This is a genomic window from Nocardioides sp. JQ2195, from assembly GCF_012272695.1.
GTDB lineage: Bacteria > Actinomycetota > Actinomycetes > Propionibacteriales > Nocardioidaceae > Nocardioides.
This window is the reverse complement of sequence record NZ_CP050902.1, coordinates 1,675,861-1,689,207: the sequence shown is the minus strand read 5'-3', so window position 1 is coordinate 1,689,207 and position 13,347 is coordinate 1,675,861. Positions and strand designations below refer to the sequence as shown.

At 69.1% G+C, this 13,347-nt stretch carries 13 protein-coding genes; 4 read left to right on the top strand and 9 right to left on the bottom strand.

The window, feature by feature from the left end:
• Window positions 1–22 precede the first annotated feature (22 nt).
• Both ncot_RS08020 and ncot_RS08015 read right to left on the bottom strand, forming a co-directional pair.
• On the bottom strand, window positions 23–1,660 hold the full coding sequence (locus ncot_RS08020; protein WP_168619236.1) for an NAD(P)/FAD-dependent oxidoreductase: 1,638 nt from the start codon (window positions 1,658–1,660) through the stop codon (window positions 23–25).
• Entirely contained in the window at window positions 1,660–2,616 is a 957-nt protein-coding gene (locus ncot_RS08015; RefSeq protein WP_168617136.1) for an alpha/beta hydrolase, read from the bottom strand. Before ncot_RS08015 ends, ncot_RS08020 begins: the two co-directional genes overlap by 1 nt.
• 111 nt (window positions 2,617–2,727) lie before the next feature.
• Here ncot_RS08015 and ncot_RS08010 point away from each other — a divergent pair, with 111 nt between their 5' ends.
• Window positions 2,728–3,597, top strand: a complete 870-nt coding sequence (locus tag ncot_RS08010; protein ID WP_168617135.1) for an SDR family NAD(P)-dependent oxidoreductase — start codon at window positions 2,728–2,730, stop codon at window positions 3,595–3,597.
• A 17-nt stretch (window positions 3,598–3,614) separates the two neighbouring features.
• Window positions 3,615–4,265 (top strand): PadR family transcriptional regulator, encoded by a 651-nt coding sequence (locus tag ncot_RS08005; protein WP_168617134.1) that lies wholly within the window; start codon window positions 3,615–3,617, stop codon window positions 4,263–4,265.
• Window positions 4,266–4,367: 102 nt separating this feature from the next.
• Here ncot_RS08005 and ncot_RS08000 read toward each other — a convergent pair whose 3' ends face one another.
• The 7 genes from ncot_RS08000 to ncot_RS07970 form a co-directional block, all read right to left on the bottom strand.
• A complete protein-coding gene (locus ncot_RS08000; RefSeq protein WP_168617133.1) occupies window positions 4,368–5,144 on the bottom strand; it encodes a hypothetical protein in 777 nt (258 codons plus the stop codon).
• 147 nt (window positions 5,145–5,291) lie between these two features.
• Window positions 5,292–6,521, bottom strand: coding sequence for an acyl-CoA dehydrogenase family protein (locus ncot_RS07995; protein WP_240938131.1), 1,230 nt, complete (start codon window positions 6,519–6,521; stop codon window positions 5,292–5,294).
• The gene (locus ncot_RS07990) at window positions 6,518–7,516 is read right to left on the bottom strand and encodes an NADPH:quinone oxidoreductase family protein (RefSeq protein WP_168617132.1); all 999 of its coding nucleotides are present in this window, start codon (window positions 7,514–7,516) and stop codon (window positions 6,518–6,520) included. The genes ncot_RS07995 and ncot_RS07990 overlap by 4 nt, the downstream gene beginning before the upstream one ends.
• Window positions 7,517–7,526: 10 nt before the next feature.
• Window positions 7,527–8,441, bottom strand: a complete 915-nt coding sequence (locus ncot_RS07985) for an SDR family NAD(P)-dependent oxidoreductase (protein ID WP_168617131.1) — start codon at window positions 8,439–8,441, stop codon at window positions 7,527–7,529.
• A 41-nt stretch (window positions 8,442–8,482) separates the two neighbouring features.
• A complete protein-coding gene (locus ncot_RS07980) occupies window positions 8,483–9,565 on the bottom strand; it encodes a nitronate monooxygenase (protein WP_168617130.1) in 1,083 nt (360 codons plus the stop codon).
• A complete protein-coding gene (locus tag ncot_RS07975) occupies window positions 9,558–10,331 on the bottom strand; it encodes a CoA-transferase (protein WP_168617129.1) in 774 nt (257 codons plus the stop codon). The genes ncot_RS07980 and ncot_RS07975 overlap by 8 nt, the downstream gene beginning before the upstream one ends.
• Window positions 10,328–11,182, bottom strand: coding sequence for a CoA-transferase (locus tag ncot_RS07970; RefSeq protein ID WP_277345794.1), 855 nt, complete (start codon window positions 11,180–11,182; stop codon window positions 10,328–10,330). Before ncot_RS07970 ends, ncot_RS07975 begins: the two co-directional genes overlap by 4 nt.
• Window positions 11,183–11,282: 100 nt before the next feature.
• On the opposite strand from ncot_RS07970, the gene ncot_RS07965 reads away from it, so the two are divergent.
• Both ncot_RS07965 and ncot_RS07960 read left to right on the top strand, forming a co-directional pair.
• A complete protein-coding gene (locus ncot_RS07965; RefSeq protein WP_168617128.1) occupies window positions 11,283–12,317 on the top strand; it encodes a phosphotransferase family protein in 1,035 nt (344 codons plus the stop codon).
• A gap of 109 nt (window positions 12,318–12,426) precedes the next feature.
• On the top strand, window positions 12,427–13,176 hold the full coding sequence (locus tag ncot_RS07960) for an SDR family oxidoreductase (protein WP_168617127.1): 750 nt from the start codon (window positions 12,427–12,429) through the stop codon (window positions 13,174–13,176).
• The last annotated feature ends 171 nt before the right edge of the window (window positions 13,177–13,347 follow it).

Genomic DNA, 13,347 nt, shown 5'->3' with positions numbered 1-13,347 from the left:
GTCAGGGCTGGCCCCGCGACGCTCATGACCTGCTCGTCAGCACGAACCCCTCGTAGCCGTTCTCGGCAACCTCGGCACAGATGCCCAGGTAGGCACCCATCCCGCCGGTGTAGAGCATGAACTTGCGCGGCTTGCCCTCGATGTTCGAGCCGAGGTACCACGAGTCGGCGCGGACGAAGACTGTGCCCGCTGCCGCTTCGTCGACGTGCGCGGTCCACTTGTCCGCGGCATCCGCACGCGCTTCGATCTGGTCGGCACCTCGGGCCGTGGCCTCCTCGATCATCGCGAGGATCCAGTCGAACTGCAGTTCCGCGTGCATCACCATGTTCGCCAGCACTCCGGGTGACCCGGCGCCGTTGACCAGGTACATGTTCGGGAAGCCCGGCACCTGGATGCCGAGGTAGGTGTGGGGTCCGTCCTTCCAGGCGTCCTGGATCCGCACACCACCGGTACCGCGCAGGTCGATCCGGGACAGGGCACCGGTCAGCGCGTCGAAACCAGTCGCGAAGACCACCACGTCGAGCTCGTAGGACGACGCAGCCGTCTTGATCCCCCAGCCCGTGAAGGTCGTGATCGGCTCGGTACGCAGGTCGACGAGCTCGACGTTGTCACGGTTGAAGGTCTCGTAGTAACCGGAGTCGGTGCAGATCCGTTTCGCACCGAGAGGCTGCCCGGTGGGAATCAGCCGATCAGCGACGGCGGGGTCCTTGACCCGGGCTCGGATCTTCTCCTCGGCGAACTCGCGGGCGAAGTCGTTGGACCCGATGTCGGTGTACTGGTCGGGGAAGGTCTTTCCGAACAGCACGCCTCCGGTCGTCCAGCCCCTCTCGAGAGCAGCGCGGCGCTCCTCGGGTTCGCAGTCCGCGGCCTTGCGGGGATGGGCGACATGGGGCGAGCCGCCGCCGCTCCCTCGTGACTTGCGACGGCGCTCGGGATACTCGGCCTGGATCCGGAGCTGGTCCGCATCCGTCAGCGGTCGGTTCAGGGCCGGGACGCTGTAGTTCGCGGTGCGCTGGAAGACGGTGAGGTGTGCCGCCTGCTCCGCGAGCACCGGCACGGACTGGATCCCCGAGGAACCGGTTCCGATCACGCCCACCCTCTTGCCCTCGAACGTCGGCGGCTCCTCCGGCCACTGGGCGGTGTGCAGCACCTCCCCCTCGAAGTCCGAGACCCCGGCGATGTCAGGGAGGTTCGGGATCGACAGGGACCCGGTGGCGAGGACCAGGTGGCGGGCGAGGATGTCTTCCCCGGCATCGGTGCGGAGTCGCCAGAGCACCTCGGACTCGTCGAAGTGCGCCTGGGCCACCCGGGTTCCCAGCCGGACGTCGCGAAGCAGGTCGAAGCGCTCCGCGACGTGCTCGATGTAGGCGAGGATCTCTGGCTGGGTGGCGTAGCGTTCGGTCCACCTCCACTCCTGCTGCAGCTCGTCGTCGAACGAGTAGGAGTAGTCGATGCTCTCCACGTCGCAACGGGCGCCGGGGTAACGGTTGAAGTACCACGTCCCTCCCACCCCCTGGCCGGCCTCGAGGCAGAGCACGTCCCGGCCCGCGCGGCGAGAGGCGTGCACGGCATAGAGCCCGGCGAATCCGGCGCCGATCACCACGATGTCGCGGATCGCGCCCGGCTCGGGCTGGGGACGGGGCGGGTTCTGGGTGGTCATCATCGTTCTCCTCGTGTCGGTGTCTCACCTGCGGCGACGAGCGTCGCGAGGTCGTGCCAGAGCAGGTCGCGGGCGGACTTCGCCGCGCCCAACCCCAGGATGGTCAGGAAGCCGTGGAACAGTCCGGCGTACTCGCGGTGCACGACCGGCACCCCGGAGGCGCGCAGCGCCTCTGCGTACCGGCGCCCGTCGCCGGCGAGCGGGTCTCGTTGGGCGGTCACCACGATCGCCGGGGGCAGCCCGGCCAGGCTCGTCGACTCCAGTGGAGCGACGTGGTGCGTGGGTGTCCCGGTCCCGTCGGGGAGGTACTGCTCCCAGTACCAGCGCGTCGCGGCGAGTGTGTTGAAGTGCCCAGTGGCGTACTGCTGCATGCTGGGCGAGGAACATGCGGGATCGATCATCGGATAGGCCAGCACCTGGGCCGCGATCGCGGGCCCTCCTCGCTCCCGCGCCATCAGCGGCACCACCGCAGCCAGGTTGCCGCCGGCACTGTCCCCCATCACCACGAGGCGGCGGGGATCGGCACCGAGAGCGAGCGCGTTGTCCGCCGCCCAGACGGTGGCCGCGAGGGCGTCCTCCGCGGCAGCGGGGGCCTTGTGCTCGGGAGCGAGGCGGTAGTCGACGGAGATCACCACCGCGCCGGTCGCACGCGACATCGCGCGAGCGAACCCGTCATGGGTCTCGACGCTGCAGAAGACGAACCCGCCGCCGTGGAAGAAGACAACCAGCGGTCGAGAGTGGTCCACGGATCCGTGCGGGTGATAGATCCGCGCTCCGACCGGACCCGCGGCGGACGGGATCTGCACGTCCTCCACCCGCTCCACGTCGTCGAGGTTCGTCACCGGTGCGCGGCGCGCTGCCACGGACTCGCGTGCCTGGGCGCCCGTCATCTCCTCCACCCGGGGGAAGCCGGCGTTCAGCGCGTCGAGGAGGTCAGTCACCTCGGTGTCCCACATCGTCCCACTTCCTTCCACTCGCAATCTGACGCGACTATACCTATTCGGTATAGTCGCGTTCACAATGATCCTGATGGTCGGGACGGCCTCGGAACAGATGAAAGGAACGCCATGACAGACCTCGCGAAGTGCTTCGGAGAGCGCACGGCTGTGGTGACAGGTGCCGGGAGTGGGATCGGCGAAGCGGTGGCCCGACTGGCGGCCAGCATCGGGATGAACGTGGTGCTGGCCGACCTCGACGAGGACCGGCTCGAGAGCGTGCGCGCTGCCCTGGCAGGTGATGGCCGGCGGGTCCTGGCCGTGCCGACCGACGTACGGGACCCCGAGGCGGTCGAGCGTCTCGCCGAGCGGGCCCACCAGGAGTTCGGCAGCGTCGAGCTTCTGGTCAACAACGCCGGGATCGAGTCGATCGGTCGGATCTGGGAGATGGACCCGGACACCTGGCACCGGGTTCAGGGGATCAACGCCGGCGGAGTCTTCCACGGCATCCGGTCCTTCGTTCCGCGGATGGGCGCGAACCCCCGACCCACCTACGTGGTGAACACCGCGTCCGTTGCTGCGATCAGCAACGGCACGATGAATGCCGCCTACTTCGCGTCCAAGCACTCGGTCCTGGCGATGACGGAGTGCCTCTACCTCGAGGCTCTCGAGTCGTTCCCCTCGATGACCGTCTCCGTGGTGTGCCCGGCCGCAGTGAGCACCCGGATCTTCGAGGACGCGGTCACGGATGCGGACGAGGACGTAGCCACCGGGGCGATGCTCGAGGCGATGCGTGGCCACCTGCGGCACGACGGGATGTCCTCCGACGATGCGGCCCGGACCATCCTGCAAGGGGCGGCCGACGGCACCTTCTGGATCATGACCCATCCCGAGGCGTTCACCCAGATCGCCGCACGTCGGGCCGACATGCTCTCCTCGATGACGCCTCCACAGCCCTATGTGCTCCGGGTGGGCCAAGCCTCGCCGGCCCGGGCTCGCTGACGCGATAGCGTGCCGCCATGGCAGTGACGAATGACGACGAGGACTTGCCCAACCTCAGGACCACCAGCTGGGCGGTGCTCGGACTGCTCTCCTTCGGCTCCGAACTCTCGGGCTACGACCTGAAGAAGTGGGCGGACTGGAGCCTGCGATTCTTCTACTGGGCGCCGTCCTTCAGCCAGATCTACAGCGAGCTGCGCAAGCTCGAGGAGCTCGGCTACGCCACTTCGCGTGTGGTCAGCAAGGACGACGTGCGCGGCAAACGGCTCTACTCGATCACCGCGACCGGCACCCGGACGATGGCCCGGTGGGTCGCTGAGTCCCCCGTCGAACCAGTGGTGCTCAAGCACGGCGTGATGCTGCGGATGTGGCTGGGGCACCTCGGTGACCCGGCATCGCTGCGGGAAGCCCTCGCCGAGCACCGGGAGCTCTCGGAGAAGATGCGTGTCCGGGCAGCAGCCGATGCCGTGGGCGCAGCCGCCGAGCCCGGTTGGGCCTTCCCGGAGCTGGTGCTGCGCTGGTCCGAGCAGTACTACGCCTCTGAGCGCGACCGCACGGACTCCATGCTGGCCGATCTCGATGCGCTCCTTGCGCGTCCCCGACGCTCGCGTCGGCGCGAATCCAGTCCGACGCCCCTCTCCCCCGACCAGCTGCGCCAGCACGACGACTGATCCGTGTTCGCGTCGCGCGAGGACGGACCCAGCGCGCTCGCGGGCACGGGGTACGCCGGTCGGGTTGCGCCGGTCGGGTTGCGCTCACTCAGGCGAGTGAGCTCACCAGTCCTGCCAGGGGATGATCGTGCTCAGCGGCGTGGAGAGCAGCACCTCCGCGACTCCGTCGGCCCCCTCGTCACCGAGGTGGCTGTCGATCGCCGTACCGGTCTCCACGGGGTCGCCGTCGAGGTAGAGCAACCGGATCCGCAGCTCGCCCGGCGCATGGTCGCTGGGGTCGTTGAGGCCCAGGGTCGGATGCCGCTGGGAACCGAGGAAGCTGAACGTCCAGGCGCCGGCGACACCGTCCAGCTCGAGCAGCTCCGGGATCGTCACCCGGTCCTGGCGGGCGAAGTGGTCGTGAGCAGCCGCACCATGGTGGTCCGCGAACCGGGTCAGCGTCAGGTGCAGCCCACGGTTGGGTCGGAACGGCAGAGCGTCAGGCGAGACCAGCACCCGCGGCGCGACGTAGCCCTTGACCGGTGTGAAGAAGGCGGTCAGGGGGCGACGGACGCCGGACAACCGTGGCCCACGGCCCCACTGGTGCGAGGCCTCACCCAGGGCCGTCCACTCGGCGACGCTCTCCTCGTACGGCGGCCGGAACCAGTACATCGCCACGTAGTCGGTCCCGGCGAACTCCTCGGTGGCCCGGTCAGGGCCACCGGACGCGCTGCCGACCTGTGCGCACCTGTCGGTGCGTGCCCACCGGTCACCCCAGGCGACGCCGTCGAGCAGGAGGTTCTCGGGGCGATGGTCCAGCTGGTGCCACTCGTTGTAGGCGCGGTGGCTGCTCTCGGGGGCCAGGTCCACGAAGGAGAAGAACGCACGTTCGGAGAACACGGATACCTCGAATCGGGTCGCCGGCGCCCGTCTGAGCGCCGGTGACCCCCATGCTGGCGGTGCCACCGGCCACTCCGGTCGCTCGTCCCGTGCAGCGGGACCGTCACCTCACCCGGGCCGTGTGAGCAGATCCGGCACGGTCCGGCCTCAACCCACCGGGCTGCGGTGCTTCCTGATCTCCACCCTGGCGACGCTGCGAATGTGCACCTCGTCCGGACCGTCGGCGATGCCGAGGATCCGCGCCGTAGCCCACATCCGCGCGATCGGGAAGTCATCGGTGACGCCACCGCCACCGTGGCTCTGGATCGACCGATCGAGAACCGACCGTGCGATCCGGGGAGCGATCACCTTGATCGCGGCGACCTCGGTGGCCGCACCCTTGACCCCGATCTTGTCGATCAGCCAGGCGGTCTTGAGGACCAGCAGCCGCGCCTGCTCGATCTCCATGCGCGACTCGGCGATCCAGGTCCGCACCACACCCTGGTCGGAGATCGGGCCACCGAAGGCGTCCCGGGACAGCGTCCGGCGAACCATCATCTCCAGGCCCCGCTCCGCCATGCCGATGCACCGCATCGCGTGGTGGATCCGGCCGGGACCGAGCCTGGCCTGGGCGATCGCGAAGCCGGAGCCCTCCTCGCCGAGCAGGTTCTCGACCGGCACGCGGACGTCCTCGAAGATGATCTCGCCGTGTCCGTGCTGGTCGTGGTAGCCGTAGATCGGCAGTGACCTGACGACCGTGACACCCGGGGTGTCCAGCGGGACCAGGATCATCGACTGCTGCCGATAGGTCTCGGCCTCCGGGTCGGTCTTGCCCATCAGGATCAGGATCTTGCAGTTCGGGTCCGCCGCCCCGGTGGTCCACCACTTGCGACCGTTGATGACGTACTCGTCCCCGTCGCGGGTGATGGAGGTACTGATGTTGCGGGCGTCGGAGGAGGCGACCTCGGGCTCCGTCATCGAGAACCCCGACCTGATCCGGCCGTCGAGGAGCGGCTCGAGCCACTCCTTCTTCTGCTCGTCGGTGCCGAACAGGTGCAGCAGCTCCATGTTGCCGGTGTCCGGCGCTGCACAGTTCAGTGCCTCGGGCGCCAGGTAGGGCGAGCGACCGGTCAGCTCTGCGATGTAGGAGTACTCGAGGTTCGACAGGCCGGAGATGTCAGGCAGGAAGAGGTTCCACAGACCACGCTCGCGCGCCTGTTCCTTGAGCTCCTCGACGACCGGAGGCGAGACGTGCAGGCCTTCGGGGCCAGCGGCCGCGCGCTGCTCGGCGTACACCGACTCGGCCGGGTAGACGCAGTCGTCCATGAAACGCTGCAGCTTCACGAGGAGCTCGGTGACCCGCGGAGAGGGTCCCAGATCCATGCTGGAGGTGGTCATTGCGTGATTCCGTTCTGGTTCGAGGTGAGCAGGACGAGCTTGCCGAGTGCTCCGCGGTTCATCACCACGTCGAGCGCCTTGACCCCGTCCGCGAGGTCATGGGTGCCGCCAATGTGCGGACGCAGCAGTCCTTCCTGGTGCCAGTCGAAGAGTTGCGCCATGTTGGCGGCGTCGCGCTCCGGGTTCCGTCGCGCCCACGCGCCCCACAGGACTCCCATCAGGTTGCCCTCGTTGAGCAACAGCCGGTTCATCCCCACCCGGGGGATGTCGCCCGAGGCGTAACCGACGGTGAGGTAGCGCCCTCCCCAGGTCAGACGGCGTACGGCGGCTTCCGCGGCCGCTCCGCCGACGGGGTCGTAGACGACGTCCACACCGGAGCCCCCGGTGATCTCGTTGATCCTCTCGGAGAGGTCGTCGCGGCGGTAGTCGATCAGCTCGTCGGCGCCGTGGGCGGCACACAGGGCAAGCTTCTCGGCGCTCGAGGCGGCCGCGATCACCCGGGCACCGAGCGCACGCCCGATCTCGACGGCGGTGAGGCCGACGCCTCCGGCGGCTCCGAGCACGAGCACGGTCTCCCCTGCCGCGAGCCCGGCCCGGTCGACCAGCCCGTGGTAGGACGTGCCGTACGCGACCGGCATGGCCGCTGCGTCGGACCAGGGCATGGTGTCCGGGATCGGGTGGACGTGCGCTGCTGCCACCCGGGCCTGTTCGGCGTAGCCCCCGATCCGGCAGAACGCCGTCACCCGCTGACCGACGTGCAGGGCAGTCACGTCGGCACCGAGTGAACGGACCACACCGGCGACCTCCGAGCCGGGCACGAACGGCAGCTCCGGCTTGGTCTGATAGTTGCCGGCGACCATCAGCCCGTCGGGGAAGTTCACCCCCGCAGCACGGACGTCGACGACCACCTCTCCGAGGCCCGGCTCCAGGTCGGGCAGCTCGGTCAGCTCGAGGACATCGGGCGTCCCCAGCTGGTTGCAGACCAGTGCGCGCATCGTGTGCCGCTCAGCCGTGCGGGTTGGAGTCGGAGTCGGACCCGGCGGCCTCGGCGCGTGCGCGAAGCTCCTTGTCCAGCTCGGCCACCGTCCAGCGCTCGCCCTTGTCCATCTGCCACTCGTAGCTCCACCCGGCGAACCGCCGGATCTCACCACCCTTGGCGTACCAGACCGATCCGTTCTCCGGGCAGTCCTCCGTGAGCAGCCACGCGACCAGGGGCGAGACGTTGCCGGGGTGGTAGACGTCGAACTCGTCGGGGTCACTCGGAGCGGCGACCATCTCACCGATCTTCGGCAGGTCCTCGGTCATCCGGGTCCGCGCCACCGGAGTGACCGCGTTCGCCCGGACCCCGTAGCGGACCAGCTCCTGCGAGAGGATTCCTGTCAGTGCCGCGATGCCGGCCTTGGCGGCACCGTAGTTGCTCTGCCCGACCGCACCGATCAGGCCGGACGTGGACGGCACGTTGACCAGCGAGGCGCTCGGCTGACGACCGGCCTTGGACTCGTCCCGCCAGTGCGCGGCGAAGACCCGACTCGGCGCGAAGGTCGCCTTGAGCTGGCCCTCGATCACCGCGTCCCAGTCGTCCTCGCTCATGTTGGCGAACATCTTGTCGCGCAGGATGCCGGCATTGTTGACGAGGCCGTCGACGCGGCCATACGTGTCCAGAGCAAGGGCGAGGAGCTCTTCGGCACCGGACATGGTGCGTACGTCGGCGGTGCTCGCCACGGCCGCGCCACCGGCAGCGGTGATCTGCTCGACCACCTCTGCCGCGAACGACGGGTCGCTCCCCCGGCCGTCGGGGCCGGCGCCGATGTCGTTGACCACGACTCGGGCGCCCTCCGCTGCGGCCAGCAGGGCGTGCTCGCGACCGATGCCGCGGCCGGCTCCCGTGACGACGACTACGCGATTCTCCAGTGAAGACATGACGAACTCCTAGGTACGTTGAAGGATTGGAGGTGCAGGAATCAGGCCCCGAGGCGCGCCAGCGCCTGGTTGGCCTCACCGACGATGCGGGAGACCAGTTCCTCGCAGGTGGGAATGTCGTGGATCATGCCCACGACCTGGCCGGTCGCCATCACTCCGGCGTTGACGTTCCCGTCAATCAAGGCGGTCCGGTAGAGCATCGGCGCGTTTGCCGCCATCACCACCTGGCTCCAGGTGAGATCCTCGTGCTTGCGCATGGCCACGCCTTCACGGACCATCGCGGTCCAGCGGGTACCCGAGATCTTGCGGAACTCCCGGGCGTTGCGGCCGGCGCGCAGCAGACGGCCCGCGTTGCCACTCTTCTCCAGCTCGGCGACCGGGCCGGTGCGCACCACCCGTTGCGGCACGCCGTCGACCTGGGTGGTCCGCACGGTGTCGTCGACCGACTTGGTGAGGTAGACCTGCTTGACGGACTCGGCGACCGGTGACTCCGCGGTGAGCATGAAGCGGGTTCCCATCGCGATCCCGTCGGCCCCGTACGCCAGGGCGGAGACGAGGCCACGGCCGTCGAAGTAGCCACCCGCGCCGATGACCACCATGTCGGTGGCGTCAGCGACCTGTGGCAGCAGCAGGCTCGTCGGCACCTCACCGGTGTGCCCACCACCCTCGCCGCCCTGGACGATGACCGCGTCAGCTCCCCAGGAGGCCACCTTCTCGGCGTGCCGGCGTGCGCCGATCGAGGGCATCACGACCAGCCCGGCGTCCTTGCACTTGGCGATGAGAGCCTGCTTCGGCGCCAGCGCGAACGACGCCACCCGGACGCCGGCGCTGATCATGAGGTCGATGCGCCTCTCCACGTCCGGCTGGTTGGCACGGACGTTGACCCCGAACGGCTTGTCGGTGCTCGCCTGGATCTGGTCGATGGCTGCCGCCATCTCGTCGTAGGAGAGCAGTCCCGCAGCCAGGATGCCGAGTCCGCCGGCGTTGGCGGTCGCGGCGGTGAGCCTGGCGTCGGACACATTGCCCATCCCGGTCTGGACGATCGGGTACTTCACGCCGAAGAGCTCGGTGGCACGGGTGCTCAGCGCCGGGTGAACCTGCTCATTCAGTCCGAGATCACTCATTCGGCACCTCCTTGTTGCGAAGCCCCCGCGGGTCGATGACGTCGCGGATCAGGGCCAGCTCCTCATCGGTGGGCAGCCTGGTCTCGGGAACGTCGCCGTCGACCTCGAGCTCGAAGCCGGTCGCCTCGCGCACGTCGTCGATGCTCACGCCCGGGTGCACGGAGACCAGCCGCATGGCTCCGGAGTCCGGGGCGAAGTCGAGCACTGCCAGGTTGGTGACCACCTTGCGGAGGTCGTGGTGGCGGCTCGCCCCGGTGCCGGCCTTGGCCGCCGAGTCGGTGCCGGCTCCCGCGACCATGTCGACCTTGGGGACGAACGTCCGGGGGCTGTGACTGGCCGCCCAGTAGCTGGTCGGGTGGTAGACCGTGTTGCCCGGGGCACCTCGGACACCGACGAGCTGCACCGAAGGCTTCTCGTGGTCTCCCAGTGCGGAGATGTTGACGTTGCCGAAGCGGTCGATCTGGACCGGGATCATGATGATGTGCCTCTTGCCGCTCCAGACCACGTCGAAGACGTTCCGGAAGGGCGACCATGCCTCGACAACGCCGTCGGCCGGGCTGCCCACGGGCCAGGTGCCCTTGACGAAGCTCGACTCGCCGTCGGTGAGCATCAGGTCGGGCGAGAAGGTGTGCCGGGCCAGCCGCAGCCCGATGCTGGGGATCGTGCCGAACGCGCTGGCGAGGATCTCACCGTTGTCGCGGAACACCTCGGCGCACGCGACCGCGCAGACCTCAGCCCGGGTGGCGGAATTCGATGACTGGCTCATGCCGACTTCTCCTCTGTCTCACGGGCCGCAACGGCCTGCTGGTAGGAGGCCTCGTCGCCGGACAGGTAGGTGTCGACGAAGTTGGTCCAGGCCTCGGGGCTCTTGGCGGCCGCCGCGTACTCACGTTGGAACGACTCGTCGGTCCCGTAGTCGGGAACGCACGAGGTGAAGTGTGCCCCGTTCGGCGCCTCCACGACCCCGTCGACGTAGAGCCGCCGGATCGCGACGGTGACGGGGTGGTGCTCGGCGGTCAGCTGCTCGGTCGGCACGATCTTCTCGCACGAGACGAACGTCTGCTCGGCGGCCATCGCGAACAGCTCGTCGAAGTAGGGGTCAGGTCCGAGGAACTGGGCGTTGCCCGCGGCATCGGCACGGTTCATGTGGATCAGGGCCGCATCCAGAGGGATCGCCGGCATCGCGACCAGTTCGTCGCCACTGCCGTAGGGGTCCGCGATCGTCCGCAGGGACGGGTTGGTGTCCATCACCAAGGTGCCCAGACCCCCTCGGGTGGGCAGGAAGGGCAGCCGGGTGGCGGCGGCCTGAAGGCCCCACTGGAGCATGCCCTCGTCGTACTCCGCGACCTCGATCGAGCCACTCTGTCGCGCGGCCCGGAAGTGTGGGTCGAGCGGGATCGAGTCCAGGGTGACGAATCCGAAGACGACCTTGCGGACCTTGCCGGCTGCACACAGCAGGCCGACCTCGGGACCGCCGTACGCCACCACCGTGAGGTCCTTCAGGTCCGAGCGCAGGATCTCTCGCACCAGTGACATCGGCTTGCGGCGCGAGGCCCAGCCGCCGATCCCGATCGTCATGCCCGACCTCAGTCGGCCGACGACCTCGGCCTCTGTCATCCGTTTGTCCGCCATCATCTCTCCTATGTAGCAAGCGCTTGATTCCGAGATACAGTAGCGTGGTTCCCGCATTCGTCAAACCCCCATCCCAGGAGTCCCCGTGGATCACGACCCCGCCGGTGTCCCCGGCATCGACCTCGACCGGGTGACCGAGTGGCTGGCGCCGCGTCTCGACCTGGTGACCCCCTTGTCCGTGCAACGCCTCGCCGGCGGCCGGTCGAATCTCACCTACCTGGTGACCGACGCCGCCGGGCGTCGAATCGTGCTGCGTCGACCCCCACTCGGGAACCTGCCCCGAACCGCCCACGACGTGCTCCGCGAGGGGCGCCTGTTGCGGGCCGTCGGTGACGGCGTGCCCGTGCCACGGGTACTCGCGGAGTGTGCGGACCCGGACGTGACCGGTGCACCGTTCATCGTCGTGGAGTTCCTCGACGGCACGGTGCTCCGCGACCCTGAGTCGGCCGAGTCGTTCCCCGAGGCGAGTCGGGCTGCGGTCGGTCCCGCACTGATCGATGCGATGGTCTCGCTCCACGCAGTCGACCCGGCGCGCCTGGGCCTTGGCGACCTGGCCACGCGCCGAGACTACGCCAGCCGCCAGCTGCGCCGCTGGGACGAGAACTGGAGGCGCACCCGGACGCGTGAGCTGCCCGACCTCGAACGCACCCACACCTGGCTGGTCGCGCATGCCCCCGAGCAGCGCGGATCGAGCATCGTGCACGGCGACTTCCGGGTGGACAACTGCATCCTCGGGGACGACGGACGGGTGATCGGCATCCTCGACTGGGAGCTGACCACGATCGGAGACCCCCTGGCCGATCTCGGCCAGCTCCTCGTCTACTGGGCCGAGCCGGACGACGACTTCACCGCTCTGCACAGTCCCCCGACCGTCGTTGCGGGGTATGCGACCCGCGACCAGCTGAAGGAGCGCTACCTGGCCGCCACGGGCGCCAGCGCCTCGGACGTCGACTTCTTCGTCACCTTCAACTGGTGGAAGACCGCTTGCATCGTCGAGGACGTCCACTCCCGAATGCTGCGCGGAGCGATGGGCGCCACGGACCGTACTCCGGAGTCCTTCGGGGACCAGGCACGCTCCCTGGCCGCGAGGGCACTGCGGGAGACCACGCGAACCGCCTGAGCCTCAGGAGCTTCGTGCCCCACCCCCGTCCCGACCATCGGGACTCCAGCGAGGACGAAGGCCCTGAGGAACGAGGGTCGTCCTGGAAGTTCGACGAGAGGGAGATGCGATGGAGCGCTTCGAAGGCAAACGAGTGCTGCTGACCGGCGCCGGGTCCGGCATCGGCCGGGCGACCGCCGTCCGACTGGTCCGGGAGGGCGCGTCGGTCGTCGGGCTGGGTCGTAACGAGGAGGCGCTCGCGGGGACCGCGACGCTGGTGCCGGACACCGGCCGGTTCCGGTGGCTGCCCGCCGACCTCTGCGAGGAGACGGCCGTGGTCGATGCCGTCGCCGGGGCTGCGGAGCTCCTGGGAGGCCTCGACGTGGTCGTCAACGTTGCCGGCATCACCGAACCGATGCCGGCTGACCAGCTCGACCTCGGCCATCTCCGTCATGTCTTCGCGACCAACACCTTCGGACCGATGCTGGTGTGTCGGGAGGCCCTGCCGCACCTGGCCGACGGCACGGGCGTGATCGTCAACGTCAGCTCGACAGCCGCCACCCAGGCAGCTCCCGGCATGACGGCATACTCCGCGTCGAAGGCCGCTCTGCTGGCCTATTCCGGGAGCCTGGCCATCGAGCTGGCCCCACGCCGGATCCGGGTGGTCACGATCTCGCCCGGAGGCGTCAACACGGCGATGTTGCAGGGCGAGATCAAGGCCCTCGACACGAACTGGTACCCACGTCTGGCACCCCCCTGGGGGCAAGTGGGAGAGCCCGAGGAGATCGCAGCTACGATTGCCTACGCGGCCTCGGCTGACGCCAGCTATCTCAACGGCACCGAGATCCGGCTCGACGGCGGAGCCCGCAGCACCTGGTGACTCCCCCCGCGGAGAGCTGCCGGTGGCTGCTCCCCGGTCGATGACTCCGGTCGATGGCCGGTCGATGGCCGCGGGCGTGGGGCCGGGCGCGGGGCCGGCACCCGCAGGAGTCGCGTCTCCGTCGCCCCGCACCATTCGTGCAGCCGTGCACGACCCGTGCCGACCGCGTCG